Source organism: Marinagarivorans sp. (genome assembly GCF_982758155.1).
This window is the reverse complement of the sequence record NZ_CEXWTU010000098.1, coordinates 1-16,551: the sequence shown is the minus strand read 5'-3', so window position 1 is coordinate 16,551 and position 16,551 is coordinate 1. Positions and strand designations below refer to the sequence as shown.

Below are 16,551 nucleotides of genomic sequence, written 5' to 3'. Positions count from 1 at the left end.
AAGCTATTAGCGAAGGAAAAACTGGTTAAAAAGTCACCTTGAAAGGGCTGGAGTAGGAGCCTAACCCTATAGGCACGTTAATAGCGCAAGTTAGGGTTATTTATACCACCTAAGCGCTACAGGTATTTCGCCCAGATAATCTTTGAGAAACCTTTGCCGCCAGTATTATCGTCCGGGTCCTCGGGTAGCATCGGAGGTATCGTCGTGGGGTTGTAGCCACTCGGTAAATTTTCAAGATCAATCGTTGTCGATGCGCCGAGTAAATTATGATCCGTGCCGATGTTTTTACCTATTTGTGAGGTGGCGCTTACGTAGCCTCTTACAACGGTTTGCCCCGATGTTGTCAGGTGTCCGCCAGCTACTATTGTGCCATTAATTTGATTGCTTGAGCCCAATGCAATATCACCGCCGCTGTAAGTTCCTCCACCGGGGGGCGTGCCGCCAGCAGCTAATGCGATGTTACCTACGGGGTTATAATTCATCTTCAATTCTGCAGCGTTGCAAAGATTTGTGGGATATAAACCGTCAAAATCTCCGGTTGTATTTTTATTGACGGGGTAGTCGAGCCCACATGTGCTTACATAGCTGGCGAAGTTTGCCGCCGAGGTCACCATACCTCCCCCGGTTTCTATATTGCCACTGACAAGGAAAGTACTGTAATAAACGCCATTGTTAAGCATTAAGTTACCTTCAAACCACATTACGCCCGGGAGCGAACTTTTACCATTAAATGACCATAGCTGTTCGCTGGCGTTGTAGTTCAGGCAGTCATCATTTTCAGAGTGTCCAAAACAAAGCGTTCTGGCTTCCTGCGGTGTCGCGGGCGTAATACACATGCCAGCGTTGTCGACTTCTTCGCATAAGTAATCGCGAAAATTGCGGCTACCTTGTGGGTAGTCTGCAAGGTAGTAATTACCATCCTCTATGCCATTAACATTTTTTACTAGTACGCGCATAGCGTCACCTTCGGGGGTGAACACATAATTTGCGAAATCCTTCAGCGGCCAAACATCTACGAAGGGTTTCGGCATCGAAAATTCTACTAGCGGCGACATTAGTTTGATGCTGAACGGCGTATTTTCAATAATGTCGTAAGTTTCGGGCGGAGTTGCATCGGGGTCATCGATAGGGCAGTTAATCACATTGCCTTGCGCGCGAATGCTGTTAAATTTTTCCCAGCCAGTGCTAGGGCAAGCCACATTGCCCTTGGCTTTTATGTGAGGAATAGTCATCGCTCCGGTTGCAATATCCACATTTCCGACAGCGAAAGCCTGTGCCATCGAGCCACCATTGGCGGGCACTAAAATGTCCTTACCTGCTGTTGCAAGCCCTTGTGCTGATGCGCTGTCGTTATTGATTGTACCTAGTGCATCAATCGATATTTTCGCTTGCGCACCTTCCGTGAGGATTACGTTATTGTTAGCCCTTAATATGTCTGCCCAAGTCCCTCCTGACATTGTTATATCTCCTAGTGCCGAGGCCTGAGTCGTATTGGCCGAGCCTGTGAGTATAATATTGCCGTTGGCGTAGAGTTCGTCGATAAACGTGTTGGAGGAGAGGGCGATGCTGCCCGTAGAGTTTAAATAATTAACTTGATTTAAACTGATATTCAGAGCGGCAACATTACCGTCAACATTAAATGTTGAGCTGGTACCGGCCGGTGCTTTGATCGTGATGTCACCTTCAATGTCGAGGTCATCGTGAAAGTCCAGCATGGCGTCTAGGGTTAGGCAATCTATACAGTTTTTGCCCCCAAACGGAGCCACATAATAAACGGCTTTTACTGAAGCGCTTGCGTCGGCGGAGTAATCGAAGGCAGTGATGGCTACCGGCACTTGGTAATACTCGAATTCCCCTTCTTTAATAACACTGGGTGCTTCTAAAAGGGTAACTGACAGCGATGCATTGTTGGCATTGATCGACGACAGTTGAATAGTTGTTTTTTCGTTGCTGGGTTTTAGTTCGCCCAATTGCTCTTCGCTAAGTTCCTCTAAGTAAGCGCGGAAAATCTCAACGCCTGTCCATGCCAGTGGTTGAGCGTGAGTAGTGGCGTGAGCGGCCACTTGTTTTTGTTGTGTGCTTTTAACGTTGCGGACAGTACTCATGGATAAGGCCATCATCGATATGCCGACAATGAGAATGATCAGTATTGTAGCGGCGCCACGTTGTTTGTAAGCGCCCAGCGAGCCTTTGAGGTTCATCGCTTGTTTTTTTTGAGCCGGATAAAAAGGCATTAGGCGGGGTGGGTGCTTACAAGGCATAGGCTGTAACTCGTTGCGCTAATGTCGCTGGTCGCATTATGGAAGTCGGCGCTGCCCACAGCGCTCATCGAGACCGTTAAGTGCTTATCGGTCGCGCCAACGCCATAAGGTGAGCATTCGGTGGTACCGATACTGAATGTAAAAATTTGTTCGGGGAGTGTTTCAATGCGACTAATTTTTGTTAAAACGGCGAGTGATTTCCACTCTACTGTGGTGAGTTCAGAGGATTCGCTACAGTTTTTGTTGGCTTCAAATAATTCGAGTGAGCGGGTGTTGTCGTCAATGGCTATTTCGCGAATAGATCGGCATTGATAGGCGCCGTTATCGTAATACCTCCACCGAATCTCACTGCCATCATCGTTGGTATTCAGGTGTAACTCATCGGCGTTGGCGATGCCATAGCCGGCGTTTTGTAACTCAAGTTGCGCTGTTAGCAGTGCGGTCGCTACTTGGCCATCGTGAGAGGCGTCGGCAGTGGCACTAATAGAAACTGAAACTAAGTTTTTATAGAGGGCTAAAATACTCAGCACACTAAAAATAGAAATTAACATTCCTATTAACAGTGAAATTAATGTGACGCCTTGTTGCGCGTTACGTCTTTTACTCGCGCGCAGGGGGTGTGTTTGTCGAGGGTGTGCCGACAGTGCTGGCTTGATAATAGGTTGATGGCAAAAACGCATGATATTGGCCGTAGCAATACTGTATTTAAAGTCTGTGCCGTAGAGAGCGCGGCTACCTTTAAAATTAAGTGTTGCTGGGGGAAATACCAAGGTTGGCCGGCTTGAGAGGGGGCCGTTGGTCTAACAGGGGCGGCAAGCAGGGCCGCTATCGCGAATAGAGGCCGCTTATCTTGATGAATCCTAGGTAGCGTGTTTACGATGGCTTTTTAGGTGTGACGATAACCGCCGAGCGCGTCAGCTTGTCGTGAAGGCATTGCCCCTCTTTATTGAAGAACCGATACCAATAACCGATGCCCGCAAAGCTAAAGCTCAGTATGCCCCAGGCGGCTCGTTGGCAGCAGCGTACAAAAGTGAGGTGTTGGTTCGGGTTGTTGATGTCGACAAGGCTTAAGCGCCAAGCGCGCATGCCGACGGTTTGCCCGGAGCGGTACCAGAAGCCGATGTAAAAACTGGCCAAGCTTAATATCCAGCCTAATAAAACCAGTTCTCCTGCGCCACCTGTTTTAAACATGGGTTGGTAGTCTGGCCCTGCTGCGGTGGCGCCCCCCGCAAAGGATCCTAGCATTGTTACCAGTGCGCCGTAGGCCATGCTAATTGCGAGTAGTATTAAGCTGTCGTAGGTTAGGGCGGCAAAGCGTCGCCAAAGGGGGGCGGTAGTCACCGGGGTCATAGTGTTCTCAATATCAAAACAAAGAAGCTAGTTTACCAGCCCATGGGCCGTCGCTGGGTATATTCTAACTCTTAGAAAGCAAAGCCAAGCTGTAAGCCGCCGCCTTGTTCTTCGGCGCTTTTAAGGTAGCTGGCGTTGAGGTAGACAGGCCCCCAGTGCCCACCAATGCCGAGTGTTGTCGCTGCAGGTAGTTGATTATCGGTATCGTAGCGATAGCCTAGGCGAAGATCATAGTGGTTAAACAGTGTGTATTCGCCGCCAAAGGATAAAAATTGACCTGTTTTTTCACTCGCGTTAGGTACGTTAAGTTGCATGTCGTAGTCCATACCTATTTGCCACTGTTCAGTAAGGTAGGCAAAGCCCATTCGGTGCTTTGTGTTGAGTTCAATAATGGCGCCAGCATTGCTGGTGAATGAGCGAGAAAATAAGTCTTTCCCGACATAGGCTAAGCGAACACCAGATTCGAAGTCGATCGCCACGCCGATGTCGGCATTAAACATAAGGTGAGGTTCAGAGCTGTTTTCAACTTCAAGGTTATCGTTGGAGACTTGTCGTGATTCATCAAAAACGCGAACTTGCATGGCTTTAGGTGTAATGCCAATGGCGATTATCATGCGGTCAAAATCAAAGCCAAGTGCCCCAGCGACAGCGGCTTCGTTGATGATAAGGCCGCGTAAATCGGCACCTGATTCTATATCATCAAAAGGGTCATTAAGGGGCGGTGGTGCAAAATCCACATAACCTTCATCCGCATTAAACAGTTCGGGGTGAGCGTCTCGCCAGTATCCCCCATTGGCAACATTATCGAGTGCCTCAACATAATCATCGAAAAGCTCAATGTCTTCGTCTGGAATATAACTTCGGCCACCACCTTCAATACGCGAGCCTAAATAAAATCCACCTCCGCCTTTTTTGGAGGGTTCGGCAACGGCTATAAGGGGAATAAATGCGCTAAATGTAATATCTTCATTGGCTATGCTCTTTAAGCCATTTTCAAGGTTGAGTGCTGCGGTGCTAGCCGTTGCTGCACCGTTCTGGGTTGGGTTGTTGTTGTAATTGATTAAGGCATTATCAAAAACAACATCTAGTTCATCTTCTAGCAGATTGAGGCTGTCTATGGCGACTTGCGAGAGGCTTCCGACAGCGTAGGGCAGGTAATAGTGACCATTGCGGCTTTTATCCTCATCATCATCAAAAAGGCCTAGCAGTGCGGGATTGTGGCCTGCGGCCATGCCAACGCTGCCAACGGCAACGGCAGTTCCGCCCATGGCTTGGCTGCGCGGGTCGTAGGTGCCGAAGCTTCCCGCAAATACGGTACAGCTCATGAAGCTAAATAACAGCGGTAAAGCTTGTTTCACGTCGGATTGCCTTATTTTTATAAACCGCTAGATCTCTGCCTATAGGTTTTGTTGTTTCCGTAGGAAGGCTCAGTGAATCAAATCATGGCCTTAGTAATGCGAGCGTTAGTATAGGCTAGCAATTCCTTTGCAACTTTTATCTAGGTCTCACGTTGTGTAATTAACTTTTCACGCCGCTATTGCGTTGCGTTACTCGATTCTGGGCGCTTACCTTCTTGGTATAGCGCCATTGACTGCTCTAGCTAGAGTGGTTAAACAAAGATTTTTTGATTGGCAAAATTAGCCGGCACCAATAACGTATCTTTTGCAATGTCGCTTTGTTCTGGGTGGTCGAGTGAGTAATGCAGGCCGCGGCTTTCTTTGCGCAGCATGGCTGAGCGAATAATGAGTTCGGCGACCATGGCAAGGTTGCGCAGCTCAATAAGGTCACTACTGATTTTGTAGTTAGCGTAATACTCGTGTATTTCTGATTGAAGTAATTGAATACGGCGAAGGGCGCGTTCTAAGCGCTTATGTGTTCGCACAATGCCGACGTAATCCCACATGAATCGACGAATCTCATCCCAATTGTGGTAGATCACAACATCTTCGTCAGAGTTGGTGACTTGTGATTCATCCCAAGGCTTGCAGGCTAAGGGCTCCTGAGTGTTGGCTAGCTTGGCGATAATGTCTTCGGCGGCGGACTGTGCGTAAACAATGCATTCCAATAAGGAGTTACTGGCCATTCTGTTGGCGCCATGGAGGCCGGTAAATGAGGTTTCGCCGATGGCATACAGGTGGTTAAGGTCCGTTTGCCCGCGAGTATTCACCACAATGCCTCCGCAGGTGTAGTGGGCGGCGGGAACGACCGGAATGGGCTCTTTTGTAATGTCGATGCCAAATTTTCTGCATTGCTCCATCACTGTGGGGAAATGGCTTTCTAGGAATGCGGGTTCGCGATGACTAATGTCTAAATACATGCAGGGCGCGCCCAAGCGCTTCATCTCGTGGTCGATGGCTCTGGCGACAACATCGCGTGGGGCAAGCTCGGCTTGGGGGTGAAAGTCTTGCATAAAGCGTTCGCCGTTAGGGCGTTTGAGTACCGCGCCTTCTCCGCGTAAAGCTTCGGTCATTAAAAAAGACTTGGCTTTGGGGTGGTACAAACATGTGGGGTGGAATTGGTTGAATTCCATGTTGCCAATGCGGCAACCGGCTCGCCAAGCCATCGCAATGCCATCGCCGCTCGCGCTGTCGGGGTTAGAGCTATATAAATACACCTTACTGGCACCTCCGCAGGCTAATACCACGGCTTTGGCGGTATAGCATTCCATGGCGTCTTCGTTGCGATTAAGAACGTAGGCCCCTACGCAGCGTTGCTTTTGGCTGGCTGGGTCGGGTTGCTGTATTAAATCCAGCGCTACGCGGTTTTCTTGTAGGGTGATGTTTGGGTGGGTAAGGGCGTTGTTGATCAGCCCTGTGTGTACCGCTTTGCCCGTGGCGTCGGCGCTGTGAATAATACGGCGATGGCTATGGCCGCCTTCACGAGTGAGGTGAAAATCGCCCTCGGCTGAGCGAGTGAAATCAACACCGAGTTCCACTAGCCACTTGATTGCATTTTTGCTGCGCGCGACGGTAAATTCCACGGCATCTTCATGGCACAGGCCAGCCCCAGCGGCTAGGGTGTCCTTGACGTGTGACTCGGTGGAGTCTTGGTCATCGAGCACGGCGGCAATTCCGCCTTGCGCATACCATGTAGATCCTTCCGTTAAAGCCCCCTTGCTCAGCACCGTAACCTTCGCGTATTTGGCGAGGTGCAGCGCTAGACTTAATCCGGCGGCTCCACTACCGATAACGAGCACATCGCAATGATGTAAGGCCTTGTCGGTGGCGTTAGAAAGGTTTTGTTTTGCGGTTATTGGCTGGGTCACGAAAGGGTTTGCCTTAACTATTCAACGAAGGTTTAATGAGCTCGCTCATCAGGACTGGTCATTATTAATGCCAGAGGCTGAACTTTGCAACACTCCCAAAGTCTTTAGTGGATACAAACAATTCTGCAATGCGTCGGAACTGACTTGTTTTGCCATGATAATTAATGAGTGAGATGTATGGTTGAGCAATTCGGTGCCGCACCCCGTTTAGTGGGATCTTGTAGAGCGATAATAATATGCCTTTGTTTTGGGGCAGCTCAATTGCGGTGGTTAGATTCATAAAATGAGTATTAATAGGGAGTCGGCTATGACCGAGCCTTCCGTGCCGGCCACGAATGATCAGCCTTCGGCGGATGAATTGTTGGTGGCGCGCGTTCAACAGGGCGATAAACGTGCTTTTGACCTACTGGTATTAAAATATCAGTACAAGGTTCAAGCAATTATTAGCCGTTTTATCAAAGATTCCGCAGAGGTCCACGATGTTGCTCAAGAGACCTTTATTAAGGCCTATCGGGCGCTGGCCAATTTTAGAGGGGATAGTCAATTTTATACCTGGCTATACCGCATCGCCGTCAATACCAGTAAAAACCATTTAGTATCCCGCAGTCGGCGCCCACCAGCATCTGATGTCGATGCCGAAGAGGCTGACTTCTATGCGGGTGCAGAAGCTTTACGTGACAATGAAACACCTGAAAGTCGGATGGCAACTGATCAGCTGGAAGCGGCCATCTATGAGGCACTTGAACGGCTACCTGAGGATTTACGCATGGCCATTACACTGCGTGAAATGGACGGAATGAGCTATGAAGAGATTGCCGAGGCAATGTCGTGTCCTATTGGGACTGTTCGCTCTCGAATCTTTAGGGCGCGTGAGGCAATTGATAAACACATCGGTCCCTTAATTCGCTAATCGCCATTAGCGTTTTTATTCAAAGTGAATGAGTATGAATTTTGGCTGAACTTTGATGAATATGAGGGTCTCAGATCTTAACTGACTGATTACTTTTTGCTCTTCGGATTAGGCTTTGCTGGTTTTCGATAAGTTATTGCAGATGACCGCGAAAATGAGTAATCGCTGTTTACGCTAGAGCGTCATGAATACATATATATTTTGTTTAACGGTTTATAGAGTGAGTCTTGATAACTATGACATCAACACATAAAACATCACCTTCAGAGCAAACGCTCGAAAGCCTATCGGCCCTTGTCGATGGTGAGGCGAGTGAATTTGAAGGTCGCCGCTTATTGGGTATGGTCAGCGACCCTGAATTGAGTGAAAAGTGGCAGCGTTATCACCTTGCGGGAGCTTTGATGCGCAAGGAATTAAGCTCACCATCACTCAGTGATTTAAGTGGTCGTATTGGCGCAGCCATTCATGAAGAGGCTGACTATACCGCGGACGCAGCTCCTGTTGCCGCATCATCGACGGCTTCTAATGTTGTGGTGCAGGCTAGTCGTTGGCGCGATTGGATGGCGAAGTCGGCTATTGCCGCTTCTGTTGCTTTTGCTGTAGTTGCGGGCGTTCAGTTTTCTCAAAACGGTACACTCGCGGTTATTGGTGGAAATGAGTCGTTGGTAGCATCGCAGGATCCCGTTATCACAGCACCGGTCGGTTTTGATTTGCCGTCGCCGGTAGCGCGCAACGTAAGTCTTGGTAGTTTGGCTGAGCCGCAGCGTAAGATTCAGGCGGCAGTGCCGACAAAGCAGCAGTTTTTGAGTAATGCCGAAGTTGATGCAGAGTTGCAGCAGTTATTTTTAGAGCATGCAGAGTTGAGTGCCGAAAATGGTAAGTTTGGCTTAATGCCAATGGCTCGCGCTGCCAAAATGGCACCTGCTAAGTAGGTGTTGATGAATATTATAAGGCGGGGTATTACAGTATTCATTGCGACTTTGATCGCTACGGCATCTATAGGTAATGGCGCTCTAGCCGATGCTGCATTTGATGAGGGAGCAACATCGGCTGAGCAGCAATTGCTTGCTATGGCGAATGCGCTTGATCAGCAAAGTTACCAAGGTACGCTAACCTATGAGTTCGGTGGTCCGCTGGAAACGCTGGCTTTCGAGCACTTGGTTCAAGAGCAGGGCACTCAAGAGCGTATCCGTCATTTGAGTGGTCGCCCTAGAGACTTTTCTCGAAAACTTCCGAGCAACTATTGCGGTAACGCAGCGATGCGTTTGTTTTCCGAGGTAGGCGATACGCCTTTTCAGCGTCTAGGTTTACATTATAACTTCCAGAGTGCGGGCGAAAATCGTGTTGCTGATCGTACGGTGGATATTGTTAAAATCACTCCAAAAGACACGCACCGCTACGGTTTTACTTTGGGTATTGATCGAGAGTCGCACTTACCGTTAATGCTTACGTTGACGGGTGAGAGGGGACAGGTATTAGAGCGTTTTCAGTTTGTTCAATTGACTCTCGGGCCTGTGGAGCAACCGACTTCTGTTAGTGATGCATCCCAGCGATTAGCTTTCACCAAAGAAGCATGTTCAACCCCCAAAGCTTGGGATGGGTGGAAGCCTCAATGGTTACCTGCTGGTTTTGTACCTGCGCGTGTTGATGCCACTGATGAGCAAGCGGTGATGAGCTTTACTGATGGATTGGCATCAATTTCCATTTTTGTCTCCCCTATAGAAGATGTTTCGGGTGCTGTTGGCGTTGTTCAGCGCGGGGCAACGGTTGCCGCCATGACGATGGTGGCGTTGAATCAGCGCTCTTTCAAGGTATCTGTTGTTGGTGAGATTCCTCCAGCGATTGCGCGCAAAGTAGCGGCATCTGTCGCTTATCAGGCGGCGCCTTGATGGATGATCGCTGGGTCACCGAGCGCGCTAAAGTACTTTCTTTTGATCCAGATGGATTGTCCCTTTGGGTTGCGGCAGATAAAGCCAGTGCTTGCGGCAGTTGCAAAGCGAAGTCTGGTTGCGGTACGTCTGTTTTGGCAAAGCTCGGGGCTAATCAGGTGGCTGTGCGTGCACTATTATCTCCAGCGCTTGCAGGGCAGTCTTTTGTTGAGGGGCAGGATGTTGACCTTGCTGTTGACCGCGGTGCTTTTGTTAAGGTGGCGCTGGTTATGTATTTAATCCCATTGATAGGCCTTATTTCAGCTGTTTTATTAGCACCGCTAGTTAATGCTGCCGCAGGCGATGCACATGTAGCTATCGCGGCTTTTATGGGTTTGTTTTTCGGCGGCTGGATTGCTAATCGTATATTGAATCGGTGGCGCAATGATGAGCGGTTGCAGCCGCTAGTTGTTCGCTCTAGCTTAGCGGCGGACGAAGTTACTGTTCGGTTCACCTAGCGCCCTTTTTAGGGTGATGGTATTCATAGCGTGAGCCTCCTAAATGAGATAGACTGCGCGCAATTTTCACCGCCATTTCGGTGGTGTTCACCGTTTTTTCGAAGCAGGTTTAAATCTCAGTGACCGACCTTAGTCATATTCGTAACTTCTCGATCATTGCCCATATTGATCACGGCAAATCAACGATCGCCGATCGATTTATTCAACATTGTGGTGGTTTATCCGAGCGCGAGATGAGTGTCCAAGTTCTAGACTCTATGGATATAGAGCGTGAGCGTGGTATTACTATCAAAGCGCAAAGCGTCACTCTGCGCTATAAAGCGAGGGATGGCATTTCATATCAGCTTAACTTTATTGATACCCCTGGGCACGTTGATTTCTCTTATGAAGTTTCGCGTTCATTAGCGGCCTGTGAGGGTGCGTTGTTGGTTGTTGATGCCGCACAGGGCGTAGAGGCGCAGTCGGTAGCTAACTGCTATACCGCGATTGAGCAAAACCTTGAAGTTATCCCCGTTTTAAATAAGATGGATCTTCCTCAGGCTAACCCAGAGGCGGTAGCCGAAGAAATCGAACACATTATTGGTATTGATGCGACAGATGCTGTTCGCTGTTCGGCCAAAAGTGGTTTGGGTATTGAGGATGTACTTGAGGTACTTGTTACTTCGGTGCCGCCACCACAAGGCGATGTTGATGCTCCTTTGCAGGCATTGATTATCGATTCGTGGTTCGATAGTTATTTGGGCGTTGTTTCTCTTGTTCGCGTGAAGCAGGGAACGATCAAGGTCAAAGATAAAATAATTTCTAAAACCCTGGGCAAATCGCAAGTCGTTGATAGTGTGGGTGTGTTTACCCCTAAACGGCATGAAACTGGTGTTTTGCATGCCGGTGAAGTGGGCTTTGTTGTTGCCGGCATTAAAGATATTCATGGTGCACCCGTTGGCGATACGATTACGCATGCGTCAACTCAAGAGGTTGCTGCGCTACCGGGCTTTAAAAAAGTGAAACCGCAGGTTTACGCCGGTTTGTTCCCCGTTAGTTCTGACGACTATGAAAATTTCCGCGACGCGCTCTCTAAGTTAACCCTCAATGATGCTTCGCTTTTTTATGAGCCCGAAAGCTCTGATGCCTTAGGTTTTGGTTTCCGGTGTGGCTTTTTAGGCATGCTGCATATGGAGATTATCCAGGAGCGGTTGGAGCGTGAATACGACCTGGATTTAATTACCACTGCACCTACGGTTGTCTTTGAAGTCGAGTGTGCTAACGGTGATATTGTCTATGTGGATAACCCTTCTAAATTACCCGATTTAGGCACTATTAATGAAATGCGTGAACCTATCGTGCAGGCGAATATTCTTGTTCCGCAAGCGTATTTGGGTGCAGTGATTACTTTGTGTATTTCTAAGCGTGGTATGCAGAAGGATATTCTGTATCTTGGCTCTCAAGTCCAGGTGATTTACGAATTACCGATGAATGAGGTTGTACTGGACTTCTTTGATCGTTTGAAGTCTGTTAGTCGTGGTTATGCATCACTTGATTACAGCTTTCAGCGTTTTCAGGCTGCTAGCCTTGTCCGCTTAGATATTTTGATTAACACTGAGAAAGTGGATGCCTTAGCGTGCATTGTGCATCGTGATCAAGCGCATCAAAAAGGGCGAGCCCTTGCGGATAAGATGAAAGAGCTCATCCCTCGCCAAATGTTTGATGTGGCTATTCAGGCGGCTATTGGTGGCCAGGTGGTGGCGCGTACAACGGTTAAAGCGTTGCGTAAAAATGTCACGGCTAAGTGCTATGGTGGCGACATTTCACGTAAGAAAAAATTATTAGAAAAACAAAAAGCCGGTAAAAAGCGTATGAAGCAAGTGGGAAGCGTGGAAATCCCCCAAGATGCTTTCTTAGCTGTGCTTAAAGTCGATAGCTAAAGGGTTTTATTATGGATATAGATTTACCCCTCATTCTAATGATCGCGGTAACCGTAACCGGCGTGATCTGGTTGCTGGATATATTCGTGTTAGCGCGTAAGCGCGAGCAAGAGGCTCAAGAGCCAGCATTGGTAGAGTATTCAAAATCTTTCTTTCCCGTTCTGTTCTTGGTTTTCTTTTTACGTTCTTTTTTGATTGAGCCGTTTCAGATTCCCTCAGGCTCGATGATTCCTACTTTGCAAGTAGGAGACTATATCGCCGTAAATAAATTCTCGTATGGCGTGCGTATGCCAGTGTTCAGGGTAAAACTTTTTGATGTTAGTGAGCCAAAACGCGGCGATGTTGTTGTGTTTTTCCCTCCGAATGAGGAGCGTTATTTCATTAAGCGCTTAGTCGGGCTGCCAGGTGATAAAATTCGATATGTTAATCATGAACTGTTCATTAATGATGAAAAGCAGAGTTACGAAGAGCTAACAGAAGCTGAGCTAGCCGAGGTTCCTGGCTCTGAAGAGGTAAAATTGTGCAGTTATCGTGGTGATGTTCTCAAAGTGGTTAAGGAAACACTTGGTGAAAAAGTGCACAATATGCAAAAATGTACGCAACCTTCACGGGTGAGCACTAATGGTAGTTGGGTCGTGCCTGAAGGTCATTACTTTATGATGGGTGACAATAGGGATAACAGCCGAGATAGCCGATTTTGGGGTGCTGTGCCTGAAAAAAACTTAGTGGGCAAGGCGTTTGCGGTTTGGATGCATTGGCCAGAGTTAGCTAGTCTACCTAGCTTTAGCCGAAGCGGTAAGATTCAGTAGTTTTAGCCAGGGTAAATGCGCTGAGCATGACAATAATGATTGTATTTTGAATGAGTAGATCTGCGATGAATGACAAGTCAAAAAGATTACATAAATCACCGCGTAAGCAAGCTGGTTATTCCGCTGCAGGTATTATTTTTGCGCTATTATTAGCAACGCTCTTATTTAAAGTAGCTTATGTTGTTGCGCCGGCTTACTACGATAATTATCTAGTAGTTGAGGGGCTTGAGGCCATGGTCGAGCGCCACCCCAACGATTTGAAAGATATTCGCAAAAATGACGTTCGTTCAGAACTTGGCAAATACTATAGCCTTAATGGTGTCCGTAATAGCGTAATTACAGAGGCTTTAGAGGTCGAGCGATTAAAAGAACGTACCATTATTAAGGTTGACTATGAAATACGAACTAATTTTTTGGCAAATGCCGACATAGTTTTATCATTTAAAAACCATTTAGATTCTTCAAAACCGGATGAATGTTGTACCCCGAGTGAAAAAAATTAATTTAGAACGATTACAAAAGCGTCTGGGCTATCAATTTATTGATGCTCAGTTACTGCACATCGCACTGACACACCGTAGTTTCTCTGCTAATCATAATGAGCGCCTAGAGTTTCTGGGCGACTCGATCTTGAATTTCACTATCGCTGAAGCTTTATTTGAGCGTTTCCCTCAGGCGCGGGAAGGGCAGCTAAGCCGCTTGCGCGCATTGATGGTTAAGGGGGAGACCCTTGCTGAAATTGCACTAGAGTTTGAAATAGGTGACTGTTTGAACTTGGGTGAAGGTGAATTAAAAAGTGGTGGCTTTAGACGAGCATCAATTCTTGCCGATGCCGTTGAAGCGATTATAGGTGCAGTTTATTTTGATGCTTCAATGGATGATGTGAAAGCGTTGATTCTTGCTTGGTTCGATCAGCGCTTAGGAACCTTGAGTCTCGAGTTGAATTCGACCAAAGATGCTAAATCGATACTGCAGGAATGGCTTCAAGGTCGAAAGAAAAGCCTTCCAGCTTATGAGGTTGTTAAGGTGGAGGGTGAGCTTCACGATCAAGCCTATACAGTACGCTGTTCGGTATCTGTTAGTAATGATGCTACACAAGGTACTGCCAGTAATCGAAAAGCCGCTGAAAAAATAGCGGCAGAAGCCATGCTAGAGGTTCTTAAAATTGGATAAATTAGCCGTGCCGAGTACCCAGTGTGGTTTTATTGCTATCGTGGGACGGCCTAATGTTGGTAAATCTACATTATTAAATCATCTCGTAAAACAGAAAATAAGTATCACATCTCGTAAACCTCAGACGACGAGAACGAATGTTCTTGGTATTCGTACCGATGGGGATGTGCAAATGATCTTTGTCGATACACCGGGTCAGCATAACAACCAAGATAAAGCTATTAATCGCTATATGAATCGCGTGGCTTCGTCTGCAGCCATGGATGTTGATTTGGTGATATTTGTCGTAGAGCGTGATATCTGGACCGATGAAGATACGATCGTGCTCGAGCGCCTTGCGGCTTCTAACTGCCCAGTGATTGTCGCAGTAAATAAGGTGGATAAGGTTGATGATAAGTCGGCTTTAATGCCAACCTTTGCAGCTATCGCTGAAAAAATTGATGCTGCTGAAATTATTCCCGTATCCGCGCTAAAAGGGCAAAACCTTGATGTTCTTGAGCAGGAAATAGTTAAACGCTTACCGGCCTGCGAGCATATTTTCCCTGAAGATCAAGTTACCGATAAAAGCATGCGCTTTATGGCTGCTGAAATTGTGCGAGAGAAAATTATCCGCCAGTTAGGTGCTGAATTACCTTATCAGGTCGCCGTAGAAATTGAAGATTATGCCGATGAAGGCGATATCGTGCATATTAGTGCGGCAATTTTAACGGAGCGAGAAGGGCAGAAGCGCATTATTATTGGCGATAAAGGCGATAGAATTAAAAAAATAGGTATTGATGCTCGTAAGGATCTTGAGGCAATGCTTGATGTGAAAGTAATGCTTAAACTTTGGGTGAAGGTGATGTCTGGTTGGTCTGATAGCGCACGCGCTTTGCGCAGCTTAGGGTTGGATCAGTAGTTGTGCGAGTTGAGTTGCAGCCTGCTTTTTTACTGCACTCCCGTAAAATTAGTGATAGCCGTCTACTCGTTGATTTTTTAACCCGCGATTATGGCGTGATCGGTGCGATGGCTCGAGCGCCGAGTAAAAAAAAGGCCGCCTATGCGGTCTTTAGTCCTGCTTTAATTTCTTGGGTGGGCGCCAAGCCGCTTAAAACATTGATTGATTATGAGCTTGCTCATTACACGCCTTCTGCCTTATCCGGCAATGCACTTTATTGTGGTTTTTATCTTAACGAATTACTGCAGCGTCTTATGCCTAAAGGGGAGGCGTGCATTTCAGTTTATAGCACCTATCAGAAAACGCTTAATCGTTTGGGGGGAATTTCCCTCAGTAGATCTGCTGAAGCTGTGCTTCCTCAAATAGAGCCCTTATTGCGTGAGGTTGAGCTCCTGGTGCTTGAAGAGCAGGGTTATTTGGTTGACTTCAGTGTGGATGCCAATACGGGTGAACCCCTTAAAAAAGACAAACGCTATTATTTGGATATTCACTCAGGCTTTAGTGAGTTTGGCAGTCCTTCTTGGCCAGTTTTCGATGGTGCTGCTATTGCGGCAATGGCTGAGCGTGATTTCACCAACGATACTCACCGTGGGGCCATGAAAAGAATGATGCGAATATTACTGTTGCCGTTGTTGGGAAGTAAACCCCTGAAAAGTCGCGAATTATTTTCGGCTGCCTTAATTCATAATTAATTTGTAGAGAATATTTAATGATCACACAAAATGACTTTGTTCAGTTGCCGACGTCTACGGGGATTATGCAGGCTCAAGTTTTTCGCCCTGCAATAGAAGGACGGTTCCCTTGTATTATTTTCTACTCCGAAATTTTTCAAATTACGACACCTATTGCACGCTCGGCTAATATTTTAGCGGGGTTGGGTTTTGTGGTCGTTGTTCCTGAAGTCTTCCACGAACTAAATCCTATGGGCACTGTGCTGGGGTATGATGATGCGGGTAAAGATAAGGGCAATAATGATAAGTGGGAAAAGCCGCTTGAGGGGCATGATAGCGATACTCAAGCTATTATTGAGTTTGCAAAAGCGCAAGAATATTGCACGGGTAATGTTGGTGCCATGGGGGTTTGTATTGGTGGCCATCTGGCGTTTCGTGCGGCCTTAAACCCTTTGATTAAAGCCGCATTTTGTTTGTACCCTACAGATATTCACAGCGATACTTTGCCTAGCGCTAAAGGCAATAATACCTTTGAACGTACAAAAGATATTGCCGGTGAAGTGTACTTAGTTTTTGGCAAACAAGATCCTCATGTCCCTGTGGAGGCGCGTCAAAAACTTTACACACACTTCCAGTCAGTAGGCTTGAATTATCACTGGCAAGAAGTGAATGCTCAGCACGCGTTTATGCGCGATGAAGGTGAGCGTTACGATTCGGCGTTAGCCATAGAGATGTACTTGAAGGCGCAGCAGTTTTTTCAACGTACCTTAAGTTAAGGGACGAGGAAACAATACTTTATCCACTAATGCTTGATTTCGACCTCCTTACCTTCGTTGCTCAAAGCGTTACATGCCTCGGTAACTGCTCCAT

At 47.2% G+C, this 16,551-nt stretch carries 16 protein-coding genes; 11 read left to right on the top strand and 5 right to left on the bottom strand.

Features of this window, described 5'->3' with window-relative positions:
- Nucleotides 1-116: 116 nt before the first annotated feature.
- The 5 genes from AC3A8L_RS11795 to nadB all read right to left on the bottom strand — a co-directional run bounded on the left by AC3A8L_RS11795 (nt 117) and on the right by nadB (nt 6,864).
- Nucleotides 117-2,261 (bottom strand): hypothetical protein, encoded by a 2,145-nt coding sequence (locus tag AC3A8L_RS11795; protein ID WP_487962458.1) that lies wholly within the window; start codon nt 2,259-2,261, stop codon nt 117-119.
- On the bottom strand, nt 2,234-3,031 hold the full coding sequence (locus tag AC3A8L_RS11790) for a PilW family protein (protein WP_487962457.1): 798 nt from the start codon (nt 3,029-3,031) through the stop codon (nt 2,234-2,236). The genes AC3A8L_RS11795 and AC3A8L_RS11790 overlap by 28 nt, the downstream gene beginning before the upstream one ends.
- 103 nt (nt 3,032-3,134) lie before the next feature.
- Nucleotides 3,135-3,611 carry an RDD family protein gene (locus tag AC3A8L_RS11785; RefSeq protein WP_487962456.1) on the bottom strand — a complete coding sequence of 159 codons (477 nt, stop codon included), beginning with the start codon at nt 3,609-3,611 and terminating at the stop codon, nt 3,135-3,137.
- A 71-nt stretch (nt 3,612-3,682) separates the two neighbouring features.
- Nucleotides 3,683-4,969, bottom strand: coding sequence for a conjugal transfer protein TraF (gene traF / locus AC3A8L_RS11780; protein WP_487962455.1), 1,287 nt, complete (start codon nt 4,967-4,969; stop codon nt 3,683-3,685).
- Nucleotides 4,970-5,220: 251 nt separating this feature from the next.
- Nucleotides 5,221-6,864: an L-aspartate oxidase gene (gene nadB, locus AC3A8L_RS11775; RefSeq protein ID WP_487962460.1), complete on the bottom strand. Its 1,644-nt coding sequence runs from the start codon at nt 6,862-6,864 to the stop codon at nt 5,221-5,223.
- A 319-nt stretch (nt 6,865-7,183) separates the two neighbouring features.
- Here nadB and rpoE point away from each other — a divergent pair, with 319 nt between their 5' ends.
- The 11 genes from rpoE to AC3A8L_RS11720 all read left to right on the top strand — a co-directional run bounded on the left by rpoE (nt 7,184) and on the right by AC3A8L_RS11720 (nt 16,457).
- Entirely contained in the window at nt 7,184-7,786 is a 603-nt protein-coding gene (rpoE, locus tag AC3A8L_RS11770; RefSeq protein ID WP_487962454.1) for an RNA polymerase sigma factor RpoE, read from the top strand.
- Between the two features lie 236 nt (nt 7,787-8,022).
- Nucleotides 8,023-8,718, top strand: coding sequence for a sigma-E factor negative regulatory protein (locus AC3A8L_RS11765; protein ID WP_487962453.1), 696 nt, complete (start codon nt 8,023-8,025; stop codon nt 8,716-8,718).
- Between the two features lie 6 nt (nt 8,719-8,724).
- Nucleotides 8,725-9,675: a MucB/RseB C-terminal domain-containing protein gene (locus tag AC3A8L_RS11760; RefSeq protein ID WP_487962452.1), complete on the top strand. Its 951-nt coding sequence runs from the start codon at nt 8,725-8,727 to the stop codon at nt 9,673-9,675.
- Nucleotides 9,675-10,172 carry a SoxR reducing system RseC family protein gene (locus AC3A8L_RS11755; RefSeq protein ID WP_487962451.1) on the top strand — a complete coding sequence of 166 codons (498 nt, stop codon included), beginning with the start codon at nt 9,675-9,677 and terminating at the stop codon, nt 10,170-10,172. The genes AC3A8L_RS11760 and AC3A8L_RS11755 overlap by 1 nt, the downstream gene beginning before the upstream one ends.
- A 119-nt stretch (nt 10,173-10,291) precedes the next feature.
- Nucleotides 10,292-12,091, top strand: coding sequence for a translation elongation factor 4 (gene lepA, locus AC3A8L_RS11750; RefSeq protein WP_487962450.1), 1,800 nt, complete (start codon nt 10,292-10,294; stop codon nt 12,089-12,091).
- Nucleotides 12,092-12,102: 11 nt separating this feature from the next.
- Nucleotides 12,103-12,900, top strand: coding sequence for a signal peptidase I (lepB, locus tag AC3A8L_RS11745; protein WP_487962449.1), 798 nt, complete (start codon nt 12,103-12,105; stop codon nt 12,898-12,900).
- Nucleotides 12,901-12,965: 65 nt separating this feature from the next.
- Nucleotides 12,966-13,403: a DUF4845 domain-containing protein gene (locus tag AC3A8L_RS11740; protein WP_487962448.1), complete on the top strand. Its 438-nt coding sequence runs from the start codon at nt 12,966-12,968 to the stop codon at nt 13,401-13,403.
- On the top strand, nt 13,390-14,073 hold the full coding sequence (gene rnc, locus AC3A8L_RS11735; protein WP_487962447.1) for a ribonuclease III: 684 nt from the start codon (nt 13,390-13,392) through the stop codon (nt 14,071-14,073). The genes AC3A8L_RS11740 and rnc overlap by 14 nt, the downstream gene beginning before the upstream one ends.
- Before the next feature lie 7 nt (nt 14,074-14,080).
- A complete protein-coding gene (gene era, locus AC3A8L_RS11730) occupies nt 14,081-14,971 on the top strand; it encodes a GTPase Era (RefSeq protein ID WP_487962459.1) in 891 nt (296 codons plus the stop codon).
- A 2-nt stretch (nt 14,972-14,973) separates the two neighbouring features.
- A complete protein-coding gene (recO, locus tag AC3A8L_RS11725) occupies nt 14,974-15,702 on the top strand; it encodes a DNA repair protein RecO (protein WP_487962446.1) in 729 nt (242 codons plus the stop codon).
- 17 nt (nt 15,703-15,719) lie between these two features.
- Nucleotides 15,720-16,457 (top strand): dienelactone hydrolase family protein, encoded by a 738-nt coding sequence (locus AC3A8L_RS11720; RefSeq protein ID WP_487962445.1) that lies wholly within the window; start codon nt 15,720-15,722, stop codon nt 16,455-16,457.
- Nucleotides 16,458-16,551 lie beyond the last annotated feature (94 nt).

Bases quoted from the DNA above. Each gene is read 5' to 3' on its own strand.
- AC3A8L_RS11795 (WP_487962458.1), bottom strand. From the start codon at position 2,261: ATGCCTTGTAAGCACCCACCCCGCCTAATGCCTTTTTATCCGGCTCAA.
- AC3A8L_RS11785 (WP_487962456.1), bottom strand. From the start codon at position 3,611: ATGACCCCGGTGACTACCGCCCCCCTTTGGCGACGCTTTGCCGCCCTA.
- rpoE (WP_487962454.1), top strand. From the start codon at position 7,184: ATGACCGAGCCTTCCGTGCCGGCCACGAATGATCAGCCTTCGGCGGAT.
- AC3A8L_RS11765 (WP_487962453.1), top strand. From the start codon at position 8,023: ATGACATCAACACATAAAACATCACCTTCAGAGCAAACGCTCGAAAGC.
- AC3A8L_RS11760 (WP_487962452.1), top strand. From the start codon at position 8,725: ATGAATATTATAAGGCGGGGTATTACAGTATTCATTGCGACTTTGATC.
- AC3A8L_RS11755 (WP_487962451.1), top strand. From the start codon at position 9,675: ATGGATGATCGCTGGGTCACCGAGCGCGCTAAAGTACTTTCTTTTGAT.
- lepB (WP_487962449.1), top strand. From the start codon at position 12,103: ATGGATATAGATTTACCCCTCATTCTAATGATCGCGGTAACCGTAACC.
- AC3A8L_RS11740 (WP_487962448.1), top strand. From the start codon at position 12,966: ATGAATGACAAGTCAAAAAGATTACATAAATCACCGCGTAAGCAAGCT.
- AC3A8L_RS11720 (WP_487962445.1), top strand. From the start codon at position 15,720: ATGATCACACAAAATGACTTTGTTCAGTTGCCGACGTCTACGGGGATT.